Below are 18,715 nucleotides of genomic sequence, written 5' to 3'. Positions count from 1 at the left end.
AGGTTCAGGCCACTAGGCGATCGGGTGGGACCGTGCGGACCACTGGGCGCAGGGATGGGACCGCTGGGCGCAGAACGCTCGCACCATCGGTGATCGAACAGCTACCCATGGTGGAGACATCCCGCCCTCCGGAGGTCCGCCATGCCTCGACGCGTCAACGCCGGCTCGATCGTCACCATCGCCACCACCGTCCTCGCGACCACCGCATCCCTCACCGCGGCAGTCGCTCCCGCCGCCGCCAATCCAGCACCAGCTGCGACTCTGCTGCCAGCCGCGACTGCTTCGGCAGGCGGGAGTGCTTCGGCAGCCGCCACGGCCTGTGATGCGGCCGCCGCTGGGTTCACTCCAGTCCTTCAACTCGACCTGCCCGAGCGGGCGAGCTACCTGAACGAGACCCCGCCGTACAGCCTCGACCGGACCGCCGAGATCGGCTCGAACTTCGACCGGGTCGGCTACTGCCTCGAACTCAACGGCCCCGACGGACCCCAGTGGGTCTGGACGGCGATGGAGCCGTTCTCCAACGACGCAAGGCGAATCGGCCTGCCGACCAGACCTGGTGAGCTGGTCCGCCAGCGCGTCGGCGACCTCGAGGTACGGTCCAACGTGCCGAGCGTGACCAGCGGAACCGGCCAGACCGGCTACCTGGAGATGTGGCCGAACCAGTACCAGGAGAGCGCCAGCACCCAGGTCGCGAACGCCTCTCCGAACACCTTCGACGTCGACGACAACCCGACCTCGCCGCTCGGCTACGGCTCGTTCCAGGTCTCACAGGTCGGCCCAACCCGGCCGTCGAACCTCGCGGCCAAGCAGGTCTTCTCGATCAACACCTTCACCGAGTCCGACAACAGCCTGCTGTCCCTGGGCATCGGCACCAATCTCGGCGGCCAGCCCGACTGGACGTTCGCGAACAACGCCAACCGCTACTCCCAGCGCAAACTCACCGCCTACGTCCGTACTGCGCTCGTCGCGCTGACCGAGTCGCCCCAGGACCGCCAACTGATCCCGCGAGACACCAGTGGCGGCTCGACCGTGCCAGTGGCCGGCCGGGTTACCGACTCCCGAGTGAAGCGGGTCCAACTCCGCGTGACGAGCAACGGGAAGACCGAGACCTTCACCTCGTCGTCGAGCACCTTCCGCTTCACTCCACGAATCAAGGCGGGCCTGCAGGAGTACACGTTCGAGCTACGCGCCTCTGGGCCCGGGATCGACCGGGTGGTGGCTCGCCGGGACGGCGTGGTCTCGGGCGACGTGTACGTAGTACAGGGTCAGAGCAACGCGGAGGCGGCGAAGTACAGCGGAGCTGCGAACGCCGAGGAGTCGCCGTATCTGAGGAGCTACGGCACCTCTACCTCGAACGGCACGATCTCCGGCGCCGACCGGGTCTGGCACTACGCGACCGGCGACGTCACCAACCAGTCCGGCTCAGTCGGCCAGTGGGCCATCCGGATGGGCCGGCGGATCGTCGACACCTACAAGGTCCCGGTGGCGCTGTTCAACGGCGCGCACGGCGGCCAGCCGATCAACTTCTTCCAGCGCAACGACGCGAACCCCGACGACCTCACCACCAACTACGGCCGGCTCCGGGAACGTCTGGAGACAGCAGGCGTGATCAGCCAGGTCCGCGGGGTGCTCTGGTACCAGGGGGAGTCCGACAACGACAACGCGTCGGTCCACGTCACCGGCTTCACCTCGCTCTTGCAGGACTGGCGCTCCGACTTCGGCAGCGGAATCCCCGGCGGCAGCCGGTACTACGTGTACCAGGTCCGCACCTCGCCCTGCGGCAACACGACAGCCATGAATCTTCGCGAGGCCCAGCGGGATCTCGGGGACACGGCCGGCGTCACGGTGCTCTCCACGAACGGCCTGTCCGGCCACGACGGCTGCCACTACGCGTACCTCGGTGGATATCGCGACATGGGCGACCACACGTTCGCAGTACTGGCTAGAGACCTGTACGGCGGTCCGTCGGCGGGCGTGGCTCCGCCGAACCCGGCAAGCGTGACCGCCAGCGGCTCCGAACTCACCATTCAACTCCGCTCGACTGATCCGCTCACTGTCGATGCAGGCTCCGCCGCTGACTTCCGGGTCGAGGGTGCCGCGGTCACTGTCTCGTCGGTTACCTACCAGCCGGGCGGCAAGCTCGTGCTCACCCTGTCGGGCCCTCCAGCTGGTGTGACAGGCCTGACCTACCAGGGACACAACAGCGCCGGCCCATGGATCACCAACGCCACCGGCACCGGTTTGCTCGCCTTCACGCTGCCAGTCACTTCGTAGACCGAGGGCGCGGCCGGTGCCCACCGCCCCGAGGCACCGGCTGCGCTCAGTGACTGGGCCCCGAGTGGGCTGGTACCGACGTACCGTAGATGGCATGTCAGTCACAGGGGGACGGCCTTCCACGCCGACGGAGGTGCTGGAGGAGCGGGTCGGGCCGTACCGGTTGATCCGGCGGCTCGGCCAGGGCGGCATGGGCGTCGTGTACCTGGCCGAAGGTCCCGAGCACAAAGAGGTAGCGCTCAAGGTACTGCGCCCCCACGTGGCCCACGACCCGACGGCGCGCGCCCGGCTGCAGCGCGAGGCGACCAACCTGCAGAAGGTGAACCACCCCGGTGTCGCCGGAATCCTCGACCACGACCTGGAGTGCGACCGGCCGTACCTGGTCACTCGGTTCGTGCCCGGACGGCCGCTGGACGAGCAGGTGGACGACCGTGGGCCGCTGACCCCGCGGCGCTGGCTACCGCTGGCCGGCTGCCTGGCCGAGTCCCTGCAGGCGGTCCACCACGCGGGTGTGATCCACCGGGATCTCAAGCCCGGCAACGTGATGATGTTCAATGGCAAGCCGGTGATGATCGACTTCGGCATCGCCCAGGCCGCCGACGACCTCCGCCTCACCCAGACCGGCCTGGTCATCGGTACGCCGGGCTATCTCGCGCCGGAACTCATCGAAGGCGAGATGGTCTCCGAGTCCGCCGACTGGTGGGGCTGGGCAGCCACCGTCACCTATGCGGCCACCGGTCGCCGTCCGTTCGGCAAGGGTCCTTTCGAGGTGGTCCTCCACCGAGTCCACACCGGCAAGGCCGACCTCGAGGGACTGGACCCACGCCTCAAGCCACTACTGGCCGCCGCCCTGTCCCCGGACCGCCGCGACCGCCCCACCCAGACCGAGATCATGGCCGGCCTCAACCGCTACGCCGAGGGCAGGGACGCTCTGGTCCCGGACGCGTCGAAGGACACCGCGGTGGTGAACCCGCCTACCGCGTTGATGACGCGAGTGATGCCCGAAGGGACTCCGAGCAAGGACCACGACCCGGCAGAGGTAGCTCAGTTGGTACCGCCGGTGATTCCGCCGCTGTCGGCCTTCGCGCCACTCCGCGACAAGCTGAAGGATGTCGCCGCCCAGCAGAAGGCCAAGAACCAGGCGGCCGCGGTCGTACCCAGTCATCCCGCTACGTACAGCCCGACGCCCACGTCGGCAGCGCCGGCGGCTATGCCGCTGCCGTACCAGGCCGCGCCTCCTGCTGGACCTACGTTCGCGCCCTACCCGGCGCCGGCCAACTACCCCGGCCAGGCAGTAGCGCCGTACCAGCAGGCTTACCCGCAGCCGTACCAACAGCCTCAGCCGCCGATGACGTACCAGCAACCTCAGCAGCCGGCGTCGTACCAGCAACCCCAGCAGCATGGCACGGTTGCCAAGCGGCAGGACCACACGCCGGTGGCGAAGGTGGACGCCCCACCCTCAGCCAACCAACAACTGGCTCGCTCCGTGCTCCTGGCAACTCTGCTGTTCGCGCTAGCCGGTCTGATGGCTCTGACCCCGGGCCTGGGACTACTGGTCGCAGCAGTCCTCATCGTCGTCGCCAGGACGGTTGACCGAGGCAGCACAGCGCTGATGCGGCGCCGCCAAGTACGCGGCGGACGAGGCAAGTCCGACGGCCTGGTCGCCGTCGCGGCCAGCCCGGTCCACCTGATCGCGGCAACCCTCATCACGCTCTTCTGCCTGATCCTGCCGGTCATCGTCGGCTTCATCGTCGGCGGCACCATCTCCGCCGGAGCAGCGAGCTCCAGAGGTCTCGACTGGCAGCCGCTGTCCGCTGTCGGCTTCGGTGCCGGCGGCTTGGCCGGGCTACTGATGGCCTGGGTAGGCCCGGGCGGTTCGTCGCTTCGCCGCGGCTCCAAGATCGCCCTGCGCAAGGCCTTCCGCCCTGCCTGGCTGAGCCTCCTGATCGCCGCGCTGCTCGCCGGCGCGGCCATCAGCTCCTTCACCAGCGCGGCCAACGGCGGCGGCGCCGACTGGGCCCGTACTCCGGTCACCGCGCCGGACCTCCCCAACCGCCCCGGGCTCAGCGACTTCCGCGACTACCCGGTGATCCGCGACCTGCCCTTCATCGGTCGATAGTCCGTATCGGCCGCCGACAACGACTGAGCCCCCGCCGGTAGTCGGCGAAGGCTCAGGCTGACGGACTGTTCAGATGCGGTTGTCGAGAATGACCATCTGCGACCGCTCCGGCCCAACGCCGACCGCGGAGATCGGTGCGCCACTGAGCGCCTCGACCGCCTTCACGTAGGTCTGCGCGTTCTTCGGCAGGTCCTCGAAGGTGCGGCAGCCGGTGATGTCGTCGTCCCAGCCGTCGTACTCCTCGTAGACCGGCTTCGCGTGGTGGAAGTCGGTCTGCGTCATCGGCATCTCGTCGTGCCGGACCCCGCTCACGTCGTACGCGACGCAGACCGGGATCTTCTCCCGACCGGTGAGGGTGTCCAGCTTGGTCAGGACGAAGTCGGTGACGCCGTTGACGCGGGCGGCGTACCGGGCGATCACGGCGTCGTACCAGCCGCAGCGGCGCGGGCGGCCCGTCGTCGTACCGAACTCGAAGCCCTGCTGACGCAGCCATTCACCGTCGGCGTCCAGCAGTTCGGTCGGGAAGGGCCCCTCGCCGACGCGGGTGGTGTAGGCCTTCACCACGGCCATCACCCGGTCGATCCGGGTCGGCGGGATGCCGGAGCCGGTGCAGGCGCCCGCCGAGATCGCGTTGGAGGAGGTGACGAAGGGGTAGGTGCCGTGGTCGACGTCCAGCAGCGTCGCCTGGCCGGCCTCCATCAGTACGGTCTTGCCCTCGTCCAGCGCCCGGCCGAGCAGCAACGGGGTGTCGGCGACCATCGGGCGCAGGCGGTCGGCGTACCCGAGCAGTTCGTCCATCACCTCGGCGATCTCGACCGCGCGGCGGTTGTAGACCTTCACCAGCAACTGGTTCTTCTGCTCCAGCGCGCCGGTGACCTTCTGCTCCAGGATCTTCTCGTCGTACAGGTCCTGGACCCGGATCCCGATCCGGTTCATCTTGTCTGCGTACGTCGGCCCGATGCCGCGGCCGGTGGTGCCGATCTTGCGGCTGCCGAGGAACCGCTCGGCCACCTTGTCCAGGGTCCGGTTGTACGGCGGGATCAGGTGCGCGTTGGCACTGACCACCAGCCGGGACGTGTCGACGCCACGGGCCTGCAGGGCGTCGAGTTCCTCGAACAGCACGCTGAGGTCGACCACCACCCCGTTGCCGATCACCGGCGTCACGCCCGGGGTCAGGATTCCGCTCGGCAGCAGGTGCAGCGCGTACTTCTCGTCACCGATCACCACCGTGTGGCCGGCGTTGTTGCCGCCGTTGAACTTCACCACGTAGTCGATCTCGGCCCCGGTGTTGCCGAGCAGATCGGTCGCCTTGCCTTTGCCCTCATCGCCCCACTGGGCGCCGACGAGCACGATTGCGGGCATCTCAGCCCTCCTCTTCACGCGTCGGCCCGACGGCTCCATCGCCGTGCGTGGCCGGCCGCTGGCTGTTCCTCGGTTGAGAAAGGGTGAAGCCCGGGCACGGTTCACCGAAACTTCACTCCGGCTCCGCGACCAGGCTCTTGCGGCGAAAGCCTACCGGAACCGCGCATTACCACGCTCACCCGCGTCCGCGCGGGCAACACGTGACACCGGGCGCGCAATCCTTCACGACGGGTTGCCATTTTCCGTGATCGCGTGCACACTCTTAGTCAGCGGCCCGCCGAAACTGCCGCAGGGGACGGTTCCGGCGGGCCGCTTTCTCGTTGCCCGCGGCATCTCGCTCCGCTGTTCTCAGTCGACGCTGAGGCCTTCCGGGTTCGACGCCAGCCACTCCTTCACCCGACGGTCCGCCTCCTCGCGGGAGACGTCCTCGACCTTGGTCAGGATCGCCCAGCGGTGCCCGAACGGGTCGATCACGGTGCCGTACCGGTCGCCGGTCATGAAGGTCTGGACCGCTTCCACCTGCCGCGCCCCGGCCTCGATCGCGGCCGCGAAGGTCGCGTCCACGTCCGGCACGTAGTGCACCAGCGACGAGTGCACCCACTCGCCGTTCGGCGCCCGCAGCCCGATCTGCGGCATCTCGTCGCTGATCTGCAGCATCGAGTCGCCGACCCGTAGTTCCGCCTGACCCAGCCGGCCGTCGGGCATGTCCTGCCGGCTGAGCACCTCGGCGCCGAACACCTGCTGGTAGAACTCGATCGCCTTCGGGCCGTCCGAGACCGCCAGGTACGGGGTGAGCGAGTGATAACCGTCGGGGATGGGGTTTACCGTGTTCGTCGTCATGCGATCAGTCTTCGGTACGCCGTACCGACCGGTCTTGTAAGAAAGCGACAGCCACTTTGACGATGCCGCCGGACCACGAGAAGGGCATCCTGCACCCGCGGGAACAGGCCCGGCACCGGACCCTGAACCGGCTCGCCCCCGGCCCGGAGATCGGCCGCTTCGTGGAGTGGTACTGGATCGTCGAGTGGGACCTCCAGGAGCCGTACGTCGCCGAGGTGCTGCCCTACCCGAGCGTGAACGTCACCTTCGAACAGCCCGGCGGCGCCTTCGTGAACGGGGTCTGCACGCGCAAGTTCGAGCGCGAACTGCGCGGCCGCGGCCGGGTATTCGGAGTGAAGTTCTGGGCCGGCGGCTTCGGTGCGGTGACCGGGCTCGACGTCGGCTCGTTCCGCGACCAGGTGCTGCCGCTGCGCGAGGTCTTCGAGGATGCCGACCGGCTGGCGGACTTGGTCTTCGCCGAGGACGAGGACGTCCGCCGCCGCGCGGTGGTGGAGGCGTTCCTGGCCGACCACCTGGTCGCCACCGACCCGCAGTACGAGTTGGTCCGGCGGGTGGTCGCGGCGATGGGCGAGGATCGCGAACTGACCCGGGTCGACCAGGTCACCGACCGCTTCGACCTTCCGGTGCGCAAGCTCCAGCGCCTCTTCCGCCGCTACGTAGGCGTCGGCCCCAAATGGGTACTACGCCGCTACCGCCTGCACGACGGCGCCGACCTCCTGGCCCGCGGCGATGTCTCCGAACTGGCCGAACTCTCTCTCGCCCTCGGCTACTTCGACCAGGCCCACTTCTCCCACGAGTTCAAGCAAGTCATCGGCCTCACCCCCGCCGAATACGCCACCCGCGCCGTCGCCGAAGCCCAATACACCTACCGTTGACGGCAGCAGATTCCTAAGGTACACCTGAATATCAGGTGAACCTTAGTATTTCTCCAGCGGATGTGGGGGCACACCGTGACTACTGACAGTGCAGCAAGACTGCGCCCGGCTGCTTCGGCCTCGAGCCGGCGGGCGGGTGCGATCGGATTCTGGGCGGCCGTGCTGGGCGTTGCCGGCGGCCTCTTCCTGATCTTCTACCCGGCTGCCGTGGACGACGGCCGCTACAGCTATCCCTTGACAGCAACGGGTTTCGCGATCATCCAACTGGTGTTCTGCGTTCAGCACCTCGGCCTGGTCGTGCTGCTGGCGGCGCTGTGGACCTCCGGCGCCGCCGGCCGTTCAGGGGTCGGCCGGATCGGCGTCGGAGGCAGCGTGCTCGCCATGCTTGGGCTCGCTGCCGTCGAGGTGGCCGCCATCAGCGCCCGGGACTCGCTCTACCCGAGCCCCGAGACCGACACCCTCGACATCTGGTACGGCGTGACGTCGATGGGCATCGGCGTGTTCCTCATCCTGGCAGGCATCGCCGTACTGCGTGCCAAAGCCTGGTCCGGGTGGCCGCGCTACCTGCCACTCGCCCTGGGGATCTACGTGTTCGTCCCGCTGACTCCTGGCATCTTGGGCCCGTGGGTCGTGGCCCGGCTGGCCATCACCGGCTGGATGGTCCTGTTCGCCGTGCTCGGCTGGACCCTGCTCCGTCGCGGGACCCGGTAGACCACCACAGCCATCGCGGCGGCCACCGAGGTCGCCGCGATGGCCAGCGTGAATCCCAACTGAGGGCCGCTGGCATCTACAGCGCGACCGGCGACAGCCGCACCCATCGCGATGCCGGCGGCACTGCCGGAGTTCAACCAGGTAAAGGCCTGAGTCAGTACTGCGGGCTCAACCTCCGACTCGACCAGGACCGCCGACAGCACCTGGATCGGCGCCAAGGCCAGTCCCGGCAAGGCCAACGCGAGGGCGAGGGTCAGCGGACTATCGGCACCGAGCAGCGGCAGGCTGGTGACGAACAGAACGGCCATGACGGCGACGAACTGAGTCCTCGCCGGTAGACGCCAACGCCTTGCCCCATAGGCGATTCCGGCTGCCAGGCTGACCAGACTGGTGATGCTGTACAGCGGCCCGGCCAAGGATTCGGATCCCCTGCCCACCGCGAAGGCGGTCACCGAGACCTGCATGGTGCCGAAGAACAGCCCGACGCCGATGGTCGTACCGACGAGTGCGAGGAACCCTGGTCGCAGCAACCGCACTGAGCCCTCTGTGCGAACACCGGCGGTGGGCGGCGGCGCAGTACGGCGTTGGAGAGCTAGTGAGAGGCCACCTGCCAGTACGAGGCTGGTTGCCAGGATTGAGCCGGCTACTGGTGAGCCCAGCGCGCTGACCGTGCCGATCAGAGCCGGGCCGACCAGGAAGGCCAGGCCTGTGCCGAGTGACTCCAGGGCGAAGGCTGATGAGAGGACAGGGTTTCCGCGCAGCGCATGCGCCCAGCGAGCTGCGGTCTGGGCGCCGATCTGTGGGAGCGAGCCGCCCGCCAGGACCCCGGCGAGGATCAACATCCACACCGGCGACGACGACACGGTCAGACCGATCAGCAGGGAGATCGCCGAGGCGTGCAGCAGCAGGGTGATCGGCAGCATGCGTGGCTGCCCGAACCTGTCGATCAGCCGCGCGACCTGCGGGCCACCGACCGCCTCGGCGATGGCGAAACCACCCGTCACGCTGCCGGCGACGGCGTACGAGCCGGTTGAGCCGTGCACCAGCCAGACGATGCCGAGACCGGTCATCGCGATGCCGATCCGGGCAGGTGCGGCGGCTAGGTAGAATTTCCACGCTCCGGGCGTCTGCAGGGCGACGCGGTAGCCACTCGGTGGCCTGTCGGGCGTGCGGATCCGTCCGGTGAGTGCCGGCACGGTAGTACCTTCCGCTGCCCGGCGGGGCGGTGATCTGACCGAGGGCGTCCTGCTTCGCCGGTCCGTCCGTGCCGCCTACAACCGTCCATTTTCGGTAGGAAGCGGGGACGCACGCCGCCTACCGGCTATGTCACCGGGCAGAACCTCGAGGGTTTTGATGACGCGCTCAGTCTACAGGCCTGGAGAAGCGGCACCAGCCGGCTGCTGTCCACCTCCGCCGCGACAGCCACATCCTGCGGAAACCCGTACTCCGTGAGCTCGCGTCCGCCCGCGCAGTCGTACAGCAACTCGGGCAGCTCCCCAGCAACCTCCCTGTACGCCGCGGCCGCCGCCCGGGCTTCTGGAGAGAGCGGGGTAACTCCGCGATCAGCCAGTGCTGCCAGGAACGCGCCTGCTCCCCAGAGGTCCTCCACTGCCGGGCGCAACGACCCGTCTGTCCACCTCTCCCCTGCAGCAATCGCCACAACAGTGAGAGTGGGGTCCTGCGCCAGTTGGGCCGCTGCCCAGTCGGCGGCGGCCGACGTGTTGTGCAGGGAGACGGCCAGGACCGTGGCACCACTGTCGCTGAGCTGCTGGGAGATCGTGGAGCCGTTGGGCGACGGCAGTACCAGCCGCTGCACGCCTTGCGCTTGCCGGATGGAGTCGGGCGAGAGAGTGATGCCCTGCTGTGACCGGCCTACCGCCAGGACCGCGTCGAGCTGTTCGGCGTACGCGACTGCTGTCTCGTCACGCCAGCGGTAAGGGAACACCTCGATGCCGCAGTCGACAGCAACGGTGACGGCGGTAGTGAAGGACAGTACGTCCACCACCGCCACCAGGCTGCCGGGAACCGCGGCGGCACCGGCCGGGCCCCAGTCGAAGCCGGCACGGAATCCGTGTTGGGAGTAGGGGCTGGTCACCGACGGATCATGTCCCGCCGGCGCCGGCCCCTACAAACCACTTTCAGGCCAGGACGTCGGCCGCGGTCGGGGAGGAGTCGCGCAGGAAGGTCGCGCAGCGCTCAGCCTCGTCCTTCTCATCGATGATCGCGGCCGCCTTGCCCAGAACTGCCAGGCAGCGCAGGAAGCCGCGGTTGGGCTCGTGCTCCCACGGGACCGGCCCATGGCCCTTCCAGCCGTTGCGGCGCAGTAGGTCCAGACCGCGGTGGTAGCCGGTCCGGGCGTAGGCGTAGGCCTCGATCGTGCGGCCGTCCGCGAGCGCCGCCTCGGCCAGCTCCGACCAGGCCAGCGAGGAGGTCGGATACTTGGCCGCGAGGTCGACCGGAGCGGCCCCGGCGGCGAGTTCCGCGGCCGCCGGGTCGACGGGGAGTAGTGTCTCGGGTGGACCTGACAGCAGATTGTTCAATTCCATAAGCACATGATCGCCGATCACGCAGCCGACCCGGCACGTGACCGGCTGGCGAAATCCGTTGACCGTTCACCGGGCGGCCACGGATGCTTGAGACCCTGCGTCGAGACCGCCGTGGTTCCCAGCTACGGCCGGAAGGAGGCACCGGATGAGCGTGATCGTCCTGAACGCGTCATACGAGCCGCTGCACACCGTGTCGATCCAGCACGCCATCCGGATGCTGGTCCGCGAGGTCGCGGTGGTCGAAGAGGCACATGGCGAACGGACAATCGGCCCATTCCCGGTGCCCCGCGTACTGCGCCTGGTCCGGTACGTGGTGACGCACTGGCGCTACGCGGCCGGCCGGATGAAGTACAGCAAGCACGGGGTGCTGAGGCGGGACAGGTTCCGCTGCGCCTATTGCGGGCTGGACAACGCCGACACGATGGACCATGTCCAACCCAGGTCCCGCGGCGGCCGGACGGAATGGCTGAACGCGGTCGCGGCTCATGCGTCGTGCAATGAGCGCAAAGGCAACCGCACTCCTGCCGAGGCCGACATGCCGCTCCTCTGGCAACCTTGGGTGCCGACCCGCGCTGAGCTCGTCATAAAGACATGACGGGCTTTTTTCATGCCCTCTTTCCACAGGTCTGAGGTCGTCGCGGCGAAGAGGTCCTGATCGCTGCATCTTCTTGGGTGTGAACCCACAACTCAGCGTGATGACCACCATCCGCGGCGGGGTGTTCACTCGTGCGGACGCGCGTGCGTGTGGCTACCCCGACCCCGACATCGACTCCCTGCTGGACACCGGCGGCTGGCGCCGGATCCGGCGCGGCACCTATGCCCCGCACCAGACCCTCACCCTGGTCGACGAGGAGATGCTGCACCTCCGCCGCCTCTATGACGTACTGCGATACGGCGAGCCCGGGTTGATCGCCAGCCACCAGTCAGCGGCCGCCCTGCACGGGCTGCCGCTGTGGGGGCTCGACCTCTCGCACCTCCACCTGACTACCCGCACCGGCCGCGCTGGTCGGCGCAGCGGCGGAGTGCATCGCCATGTCCGAGATCCAGTAGGCCCTGGCGTCCAACTGTGGAACAAGCTGCACCTGGTCACGCCATCCCGGGCGGTCGCCGAGGTCGCCGCCACCTGCGCCCTCGCCCCCGCCGTCGCCCTGGCCGACGCCGCCTTGTACGCCGGCCTGGTGACGCCGAGTTCCCTCAAACGAGCGGCCAATCAACTCCCCCGCGGCACCGACCGAGCCCACCGCGTCCTGGCCCACGCTGGGACGCCTTCTGCCTCGGTCGCCGAGTCCCGGCTTCGCCTGATCCTCACCGAAGCCGGCCTGCCTTCTCCTTCCGCCTCACCACCACCCGTCCTCACCCCCGACGAGCCCTCCCCCGACCCCTCCGTCGACCTCGAAGGCTGCATTCTCTGGTTCCCCGACGAACGAACCGTGATCGAGTTCGACCCCCGAATCCCCTTCTGGAGAAGCGATTCCGACGACGACCTGGAGGAACACTCCGATGACGACTCTCTCGACGGCCCCGATGCAACCTCACCCGACCCCCTCGAGTACTGCTGGATCTCCTGGGCCGACCTCGACCACCCGAGCCACGTCATCCACCAAGTCCAAACAGCCTTCACCCGCGCCATTCGGCGTACGGGCGTGCGCGTCTTCGACCCCAACCGCCCCCGCCGAAAACCCACCACCCACCTGCTGAGGTTCTAGTGCGATCTGTTCCCGGCGTGCCTCGCGGGGTGGGTCCGGTTCACCCGTTGGTGGCAGTGGGCTCGCTCGCGGGAGGGATCCGCGCGGGGGTGCCCGGGACGCAGGGTGGTCGGGCCGGGGCTGACAAGAGCGCCGGCAGGAGAGGAGTGACCGAGTTGAGTATCCAGGTCCGATCCCGCCACAGGGTCCTGCGCTTTGCCCTCACAGCCCTGGTCGCGGTGACCACCGCCGGCTCAGTACTGGGAGGTGCGTCGGCGTCAGCGGCCGGCTCACGACCGGAAGGCGGGTCGCCGGCAGGGGCTGGCTCACGGCCGGAAGGCGGGTCGGCGGCAGTGGTCGAGCGGGCTTCCGGCGAGCCGGTGATGAAGGTGACCGGGAAGAGCGGCGGTGTCTTGGGAGCTGAGTGGGGCGAACTGGCCGGGGATCCGGTCAGTTTCGAGATCGACACCCACGCGACCGATCCGTTGCGGCCGGACGGCAGCTTTCACGTGATCCACCGCAAGCCGGACGGGCGACTGCTGGCCGAGTTCAGCGGCCGCACGACCAGCCTGTACGCCGTTGACGAGGTCGCGGTGGTCACCGGTGTGATCGAGCGGGCCGAACACCCCGACGTGCCGCTGGAGTTCGTCGGGAAGAAGGTCGCGTTCACGGTGTATGACGGCGGGCGGCACGACCGGATCGGCTGGGTCTGGGGATTCTTCGGCGCCCCGGTCAACCGCGTTCAGGGCACCGCCCCGACCTTCCCCCTCAGCTGGGGCGACTTCACCGTCAAAGGTGGCCCAGGGCAACAACCAGAATCCCCACGAGCCGGATCCACGCCGAAGGGCAATCGCTCTAACGCACCCCTCATCACCCAACCGACCGGCACTCCGGACGGCACGGCCGGCACACCGGACGGCACGGCCGGCACACCGGACAGAACGGCCGGCTCTCCGGACGGCACGTTCAGCGCTCCGGACGGCACGTTCAGCGCTCCGGACGGCACGCCCGGCGCTCCTCGCGTGACGATCGCCTCCGGCTCCGACGGAGGGCGGCAGCGGGGGACCAGCGTGCGGGCGGTTCTGGGCGGGACCAGCAAGGCGCCTGCTTTCAGAGGGGATCCGTTGCGCTTCTCCCTCGCGGCGAGGATCGCGCCGGGTGGGAACGCGAAGGAGGTAACGGGCGGGTTCCACGTCATGCATCACAAGCCGGACGGTTCGGTGGTGGCCGACTTCGAGGGGAAGATCACCTGTCTCACGGTCGGCGGCAAGGTAGGCGTCGCGACGGGCGTGGTGACGAGATCCGCCGCGCCTGAACTCGTCGGGAAGCCGGTCTCGTTCTCGCTGAAGGACGGCCGGATGGATCGCCTGGGCTGGCTCTGGGGGTTCTCCGCCACCGACGAGCCGATCGTCGACTGCCAGTCGACCGTGCCGTTCTACGCCCCGGACTGGGGCGGCCTCACCGTCCGCTGAAGGACCGGCCTCACGAGGCGCTGAAGACAGCGGCTCGAAGTCCGGCTCGATGTCCGGCTCGAGAAGAAGAAGAAGAAAGGGCCCGCCGGATGGCGGGCCCTTCCAGGACGTGCTTTGCCTCAGGTCAGGACGTGCTTTGCCTCACGTCTGGACGTGCTCTGCCTCAGGTCGGGACGTGCTTTCCTCAGGCGGGAGTGCTTTCCTCAGGCGGGAGTGCTTGGGTCAGGCGGGAGTGCTTTCCTCAGGCGAGGAGCGAGGTGCCGGTGGAGCGGAGGTGCTCGCAGGCCTCGGCGACGCGCTGGGCCATGCCGGCCTCGGCGGCCTTGCCCCAGGCGCGCGGGTCGTAGGACTTCTTGTTGCCGACCTCACCGTCCACCTTGAGCACGCCGTCGTAGTTGCCGAACATGTGCGCGGCGACCGGACGGGTGAACGCGTACTGCGTGTCGGTGTCGACGTTCATCTTGATCACACCGTGGTCGACGGCGGCGCGGATCTCCTCCAGGGTGGAGCCGGAGCCGCCGTGGAAGACGAGGTCGAACGGGCGCTCCTTGCCGACCTTGGCGCCGACCTGGTCCTGGATCTCCTTCAGGATCTCCGGACGCAGCTTGACCGAGCCCGGCTTGTAGACGCCGTGCACGTTGCCGAAGGTGAGCGCGGTCAGGTAGCGGCCGTTCTCGCCGGTGCCGAGCGCCTCGACCGTGGCCAGGCCGTCCTCGACGGTGGTGTAGAGCTTGTCGTTGATCTCGTTGGCGACGCCGTCCTCCTCACCGCCGACGACACCCACCTCGATCTCCAGCACGATCCGGGCGGCCGCGGCCTTGGCCAGCAGGTCCTTGGCGATCTCGAGGTTCTCCTCCAGCGGCACCGCGGAACCGTCCCACATGTGCGACTGGAACAGCGGGTTCTCGCCGCGCGCGACGCGCTCGGCGGAGATCTCCAGCAGCGGCCGGACGAAGCCGTCCAGCTTGTCCTTGGGGCAGTGGTCGGTGTGCAGCGCGATGTTCACGTTGTAGTTCTTCGCGACCTCGTGCGCGTACGCCGCCAGCGCGACCGAACCGGTGACCATGTCCTTCACGGTCGAGCCGGACAGGTACTCGGCGCCGCCGGTGGAGACCTGGACGATGCCGTCCGAGCCGGCCTCGGCGAAGCCGCGGATCGCGGCGGTCAGCGTCTGCGACGAGCTGACGTTGATGGCCGGGTAGGCGAAGCGGTTCTGCTTGGCCTTGTCCAGCATCTCGGCGTAGACCTCAGGGGTGGCAATAGGCATGTCTCGCGGTACTCCTCACAGCAAAGTTCATGTGGGTTGAGCTCCAGTATCGCCGCCGCATACTGCGCTGGATGCGGCGGGCCGCCTGTCGGACGGTCAGGTGACCGGGGAGCGAACGACAAGGCGAACAGACCAGTCGATGAAGAGGATCGGTCCAGTTCGGGTCAGGCCGAGCCGGAGCGGGGGCCCCGGGGAGTCAGGGCCATGTGCAGACGGTAGCGGTCGGCCCGGTAGGCCGACCAGGACAGTTCGACGACCTTGCGGCCGGCGAAGGTGGTGCGCTCGAGGACCAGCAGGGGTGCCCGCCGAGCCACGCCGAGGACCCGGGCGACGTGACCGTCGGCGTTGTCCGCCCGGACGGTCTGTTCACCCGAGGTGACGACGACGTCGTACTCGCTGGCGAAGACGTCGTACAGGGTGCCGAGCTCACGGCCGAGCAGGCCGGGGAAGAGCGCGGACGGGTAGTAGCCGACCTCGTAGGCCATCGGGGACGCGTCGGCGGTGCGCAGCCGCTCGACCCGGATCACCTTGGTGCCCTTGGCGACCCGCAGTCCCTTCGAGGTCTCGTCGGACGCCTCGATCTCGGTCGCCGAGAGCACCACGGTGCCCGGCTCGAGACCGCGGGCCCGCATCTCCCGGGAGAACGAGGTGAGGTGCAGCTGGGAGTCGACCTGGGGACCGGTGACGAAGGTCCCCTTGCCGTGCACGCGTTCCAGCGCGCCGGACTCGACCAGGTCGCTGATCGCCTGCCGGACGGTCACCCGGGAGACGTTGAGCTTGTCCACCAGGGCCCGCTCCGACGGGATCGGGTCGCCGGGGTGCAGTTCGACGTCGATCAGCCGTTCCAGTACCGACCGGACCTGGGCCCGCTTCGTCGCAACCATCGAAACTCGGTCCTCCTGACCTGGGCGGAACGCCGGGGGGTGCCCCGGTGTGCCGCTCACTGCTATCGTGCGCAGCATACCTGTTAAGACCAGATAGGACCAGTGATCGTCGTGGTGTCACCGCCCGTCCCCGCCCCTGCCACCCAGATGGCGCGCGAGATCGCCGAGCAGCCCGCGGCGCTGGCCGCGACCTTCGAGCACGTGCTGCCGCTGCGGCACGAGATCACCCGGCTGGCCGCGGGCCGCCGGCACGTGATCTTCGTGGCCCGGGGCTCCTCCGACAACGCGGGCGTCTACGGTCGCTACCTGACCGAGATCCACGCCGGCCGGCAGGCCTCACTGGCCGCTCCGTCCGTGGCCACCCTGTACGGCGCCAACCTCGACCTGTCCAACTCCCTGGTCGTGGCGGTCAGCCAGTCCGGCGCCACCCAGGAGATCGTCGACACCGCCGAGTGGGCCAAGCGCAACGGCGCCGCGATCGTCGGCATCACCAACGACGGCAACAGCCCACTGGCCTCGACGGCGGATGTCGCTCTGATCACCCAGGCGGGCCAGGAACTGGCCGTCCCGGCGACGAAGACCTACACCACCCAACTGGCCGCGATCACCGTCGCGGTCGACGCACTGGCGCAGAAGCCGGGCACGCTCGACGCCGACATCGCCCGGGTCCCGGAGGCCGCCGCGAAGATGCTGGAGGGCTCGGTGGACGCCGCGGCCGACCTGCTCGCCGGCGCGCACGACGTCCTGTCGAGCGGCCGCGGCCTCACCTTCGGTACGACGCTCGAGGTGGCTCTCAAGCTGGAGGAGACCTGCCTGCAGCCGGTCCGCGGCCTCTCGTACGCCGACCTCAAGCACGGCCCGATCGCGGTCGTCGACGCCGACCTGGTCACCATCCTGGTGGCGGCCGGCGACGGTCCGGCCCTGCCGGGGATGACCGAACTGGCCTCGATCGTCCGCGAGAAGGGCAGCAAGATCCTCGGCATCGGCGGCGACGCGACCTTCGCCTCCCGCTGCGACGTGAACCTGGCCGGCCCGGACCTGCCCGAGACGCTGGCCCCGCTGGCCCTGGTGATCCCGGCCCAGCGCGCGATCGAGGCCCTGGCCCGCAAGCTCGGCCTCGACCCCGACGCCCCGCGCGGCCTCCGCAAGGTCACCCAGACCGACTGATCTCCGGGACGAATCCCCTGTACCGCGGCCGCCGCGGGACAGGGGATTTTCTCGCCGGAAAAGTGATCATTTGGTGAGCACTTTGGCTGGGATCGTTGGTGGCAGAAGAGGAAACAGCACCGACGAAAAGGACCAGCGACATGTTGCGAGGATTTGCCACCGTCAGCTTCTTCGTCCAGGACATGGCCGCCGCGAAGGCCTGGTACACCGAACTGCTCGGCATCGAGCCGTACTTCGCTCGCCCGGAGATCGGGACCCCGGCGTACCTGGAGTTCCGGTTCGGCGACTTCCAGTGCGAGCTCGGTCTGATCGACGCGAAGTACTCCCCGCACGGTGTGTCCGACCAGCCCGCCGGCGCCATCATCTACTGGCACACCGACGACCTGGAGGGCACCGTCGAGCGTCTGCTGTCCCTGGGCGCGACCCTGAACGAGAGCATCACCGCGCGCGGCGACACCGGCTTCCGCACCGCCTCGGTCGTCGACCCTTTCGGGAACATCATCGGCGTGATGTACAACCCGCACTACCTGGAGATCCTCGAGACGTTGAGCACCTGAGCCCGCCCGAGCGCCGCCGACCGCCGGTGGCGCTCGACGGCGTTCGACGGCGCTCCCGAGGTTGCTGGACCGCCGACGTGGAGGCCTTGGTTGCGCTCAGATTCGGCCGCGGCGGTTGAGGGCGGTGCTGATCTGGTCGGCGCAGGCACGGAGCGGCTCCAGTACTTCGGCGTGCAGCGAGGCGCGGGTGGAGCGTGAGGCGTGCGCCGACACGTTCAGGGCGGCGACAGCGCGACCCCGCGAGTCCCGGATCGGTACTGCGATCGACCGCAAGCCCAGCTCCAACTCCTGATCCACCAGGGCGTATCCGTCCGCACCCGCCTTGGCGATCACGTCCCGCAGGCCGTCCACCGACGTCACCGTGTGCTCGGTCAGCGGCTCCGGGTCGAGCGACGACAAGTACGCCGACAGCTCATCCTCGGGTAGTCCCGCAAGCAGCACACGGCCCATCGACGTCACGTACGCCGGCAGCCGGGCCCCGACCCCCAGTGCCACCGTCATGATCCGGCTGGTCGGCACCCGCGCCACGTACACGATGTCCGGCAGGTCCAGCGTCGCGATCGAGCAGGACTCCCGGGTCTTCGCGCTCAGCTCCTCCATGAACGGCCCGGCGATGTCGCCGAGGTCCAGCGAGGACAGGTAGGCCCAGCCCAGCGCGAGCACCCGCGGCGTCAGCGAGAACCGTCGCCCGTCGCTGCGTACGTAGCCGAGCTCCTCCAGCGTGAGCAGGATGCGGCGCGCGGTCGCCGGGGTGATCCCGACCTCGCGCGACACCTCGCTCAAAGTCAGCGAGGGCAGCTCGGCCGAGAACGCCCGAATCACCGCAAGTCCACGCTCCAGACCCTGCAGAAACGAGCCCCCCGCAGCCGCCGCGGGCGCGGCTCGGTCGGTTGAGGACCCACGGGTCGCCGCGGGATCACCCGTAGACGAGTCACCAGGCATGGACTAACCTTTTC

General features: G+C 68.8%; 16 protein-coding genes. 8 read left to right on the top strand and 8 right to left on the bottom strand.

What is annotated here, in order from left to right:
• Positions 1-141: 141 nt before the first annotated feature.
• Entirely contained in the window at positions 142-2,274 is a 2,133-nt protein-coding gene (locus tag ABD255_RS02400) for a sialate O-acetylesterase (protein WP_344209222.1), read from the top strand.
• A gap of 94 nt (positions 2,275-2,368) precedes the next feature.
• Positions 2,369-4,393 (top strand): serine/threonine protein kinase, encoded by a 2,025-nt coding sequence (locus tag ABD255_RS02395; protein WP_344209220.1) that lies wholly within the window; start codon positions 2,369-2,371, stop codon positions 4,391-4,393.
• A 69-nt stretch (positions 4,394-4,462) separates the two neighbouring features.
• Here ABD255_RS02395 and ABD255_RS02390 read toward each other — a convergent pair whose 3' ends face one another.
• Together ABD255_RS02390 and ABD255_RS02385 are read right to left on the bottom strand one after the other, a co-directional pair.
• Entirely contained in the window at positions 4,463-5,755 is a 1,293-nt protein-coding gene (locus tag ABD255_RS02390; RefSeq protein WP_344209217.1) for an adenylosuccinate synthase, read from the bottom strand.
• A 348-nt stretch (positions 5,756-6,103) separates the two neighbouring features.
• Positions 6,104-6,595 carry a VOC family protein gene (locus ABD255_RS02385; protein ID WP_344209214.1) on the bottom strand — a complete coding sequence of 164 codons (492 nt, stop codon included), beginning with the start codon at positions 6,593-6,595 and terminating at the stop codon, positions 6,104-6,106.
• Positions 6,596-6,657: 62 nt separating this feature from the next.
• On the opposite strand from ABD255_RS02385, the gene ABD255_RS02380 reads away from it, so the two are divergent.
• On the top strand, positions 6,658-7,470 hold the full coding sequence (locus tag ABD255_RS02380) for a DUF6597 domain-containing transcriptional factor (protein ID WP_344209212.1): 813 nt from the start codon (positions 6,658-6,660) through the stop codon (positions 7,468-7,470).
• A gap of 584 nt (positions 7,471-8,054) precedes the next feature.
• Here ABD255_RS02380 and ABD255_RS02375 read toward each other — a convergent pair.
• The 3 genes from ABD255_RS02375 to ABD255_RS02365 form a co-directional block, all read right to left on the bottom strand.
• Entirely contained in the window at positions 8,055-9,377 is a 1,323-nt protein-coding gene (locus ABD255_RS02375) for an MFS transporter (protein ID WP_344209210.1), read from the bottom strand.
• Between the two features lie 125 nt (positions 9,378-9,502).
• Positions 9,503-10,276 carry a 2-phosphosulfolactate phosphatase gene (locus ABD255_RS02370; RefSeq protein ID WP_344209208.1) on the bottom strand — a complete coding sequence of 258 codons (774 nt, stop codon included), beginning with the start codon at positions 10,274-10,276 and terminating at the stop codon, positions 9,503-9,505.
• A gap of 43 nt (positions 10,277-10,319) precedes the next feature.
• The gene (locus ABD255_RS02365) at positions 10,320-10,727 is read right to left on the bottom strand and encodes a DUF3151 domain-containing protein (protein ID WP_344209206.1); all 408 of its coding nucleotides are present in this window, start codon (positions 10,725-10,727) and stop codon (positions 10,320-10,322) included.
• Between the two features lie 145 nt (positions 10,728-10,872).
• Here ABD255_RS02365 and ABD255_RS02360 point away from each other — a divergent pair, with 145 nt between their 5' ends.
• The 3 genes from ABD255_RS02360 (at position 10,873) to ABD255_RS02350 (ending at position 13,884) form a co-directional block, all read left to right on the top strand.
• A complete protein-coding gene (locus tag ABD255_RS02360) occupies positions 10,873-11,322 on the top strand; it encodes an HNH endonuclease (RefSeq protein WP_344209204.1) in 450 nt (149 codons plus the stop codon).
• Positions 11,323-11,401: 79 nt separating this feature from the next.
• Positions 11,402-12,433 carry a type IV toxin-antitoxin system AbiEi family antitoxin domain-containing protein gene (locus ABD255_RS02355; RefSeq protein ID WP_344209202.1) on the top strand — a complete coding sequence of 344 codons (1,032 nt, stop codon included), beginning with the start codon at positions 11,402-11,404 and terminating at the stop codon, positions 12,431-12,433.
• A gap of 332 nt (positions 12,434-12,765) precedes the next feature.
• A complete protein-coding gene (locus ABD255_RS02350; RefSeq protein ID WP_344209200.1) occupies positions 12,766-13,884 on the top strand; it encodes a hypothetical protein in 1,119 nt (372 codons plus the stop codon).
• Positions 13,885-14,125: 241 nt separating this feature from the next.
• Here the strand turns inward: ABD255_RS02350 and fbaA are convergent, their stop codons facing one another.
• Positions 14,126-15,151, bottom strand: coding sequence for a class II fructose-bisphosphate aldolase (gene fbaA, locus ABD255_RS02345; protein ID WP_344209198.1), 1,026 nt, complete (start codon positions 15,149-15,151; stop codon positions 14,126-14,128).
• Between the two features lie 164 nt (positions 15,152-15,315).
• Complete coding sequence (locus ABD255_RS02340; protein ID WP_344209196.1) at positions 15,316-16,035, bottom strand: GntR family transcriptional regulator; 720 nt, start codon at positions 16,033-16,035, stop codon at positions 15,316-15,318.
• 102 nt (positions 16,036-16,137) lie between these two features.
• Here ABD255_RS02340 and ABD255_RS02335 point away from each other — a divergent pair, with 102 nt between their 5' ends.
• On the top strand, positions 16,138-17,202 hold the full coding sequence (locus ABD255_RS02335; protein ID WP_344209194.1) for an SIS domain-containing protein: 1,065 nt from the start codon (positions 16,138-16,140) through the stop codon (positions 17,200-17,202).
• Between the two features lie 140 nt (positions 17,203-17,342).
• Positions 17,343-17,759 (top strand): VOC family protein, encoded by a 417-nt coding sequence (locus tag ABD255_RS02330; protein ID WP_344209192.1) that lies wholly within the window; start codon positions 17,343-17,345, stop codon positions 17,757-17,759.
• Between the two features lie 96 nt (positions 17,760-17,855).
• Here the strand turns inward: ABD255_RS02330 and ABD255_RS02325 are convergent, their stop codons facing one another.
• The gene (locus ABD255_RS02325; RefSeq protein WP_344209190.1) at positions 17,856-18,701 is read right to left on the bottom strand and encodes an IclR family transcriptional regulator domain-containing protein; all 846 of its coding nucleotides are present in this window, start codon (positions 18,699-18,701) and stop codon (positions 17,856-17,858) included.
• Positions 18,702-18,715: the final 14 nt, after the last annotated feature.

Origin of the sequence: Kribbella sancticallisti (assembly GCF_039530625.1) — a bacterium.
Taxonomy (GTDB): Bacteria; Actinomycetota; Actinomycetes; order Propionibacteriales; family Kribbellaceae; genus Kribbella; species Kribbella sancticallisti.
The sequence above is the reverse complement of the archived record's forward strand: the minus strand, read 5'-3'. Positions and strand labels throughout refer to the sequence as shown.

Excerpts from the sequence above, each read along its gene's own strand:
- ABD255_RS02400 (WP_344209222.1), top strand. The coding sequence starts at position 142 with ATGCCTCGACGCGTCAACGCCGGCTCGATCGTCACCATCGCCACCACC.
- ABD255_RS02395 (WP_344209220.1), top strand. The coding sequence starts at position 2,369 with ATGTCAGTCACAGGGGGACGGCCTTCCACGCCGACGGAGGTGCTGGAG.
- ABD255_RS02390 (WP_344209217.1), bottom strand. The coding sequence starts at position 5,755 with ATGCCCGCAATCGTGCTCGTCGGCGCCCAGTGGGGCGATGAGGGCAAA.
- ABD255_RS02385 (WP_344209214.1), bottom strand. The coding sequence starts at position 6,595 with ATGACGACGAACACGGTAAACCCCATCCCCGACGGTTATCACTCGCTC.
- ABD255_RS02380 (WP_344209212.1), top strand. The coding sequence starts at position 6,658 with ATGCCGCCGGACCACGAGAAGGGCATCCTGCACCCGCGGGAACAGGCC.
- ABD255_RS02365 (WP_344209206.1), bottom strand. The coding sequence starts at position 10,727 with ATGGAATTGAACAATCTGCTGTCAGGTCCACCCGAGACACTACTCCCC.
- ABD255_RS02360 (WP_344209204.1), top strand. The coding sequence starts at position 10,873 with ATGAGCGTGATCGTCCTGAACGCGTCATACGAGCCGCTGCACACCGTG.
- fbaA (WP_344209198.1), bottom strand. The coding sequence starts at position 15,151 with ATGCCTATTGCCACCCCTGAGGTCTACGCCGAGATGCTGGACAAGGCC.
- ABD255_RS02340 (WP_344209196.1), bottom strand. The coding sequence starts at position 16,035 with ATGGTTGCGACGAAGCGGGCCCAGGTCCGGTCGGTACTGGAACGGCTG.
- ABD255_RS02330 (WP_344209192.1), top strand. The coding sequence starts at position 17,343 with ATGTTGCGAGGATTTGCCACCGTCAGCTTCTTCGTCCAGGACATGGCC.
- ABD255_RS02325 (WP_344209190.1), bottom strand. The coding sequence starts at position 18,701 with ATGCCTGGTGACTCGTCTACGGGTGATCCCGCGGCGACCCGTGGGTCC.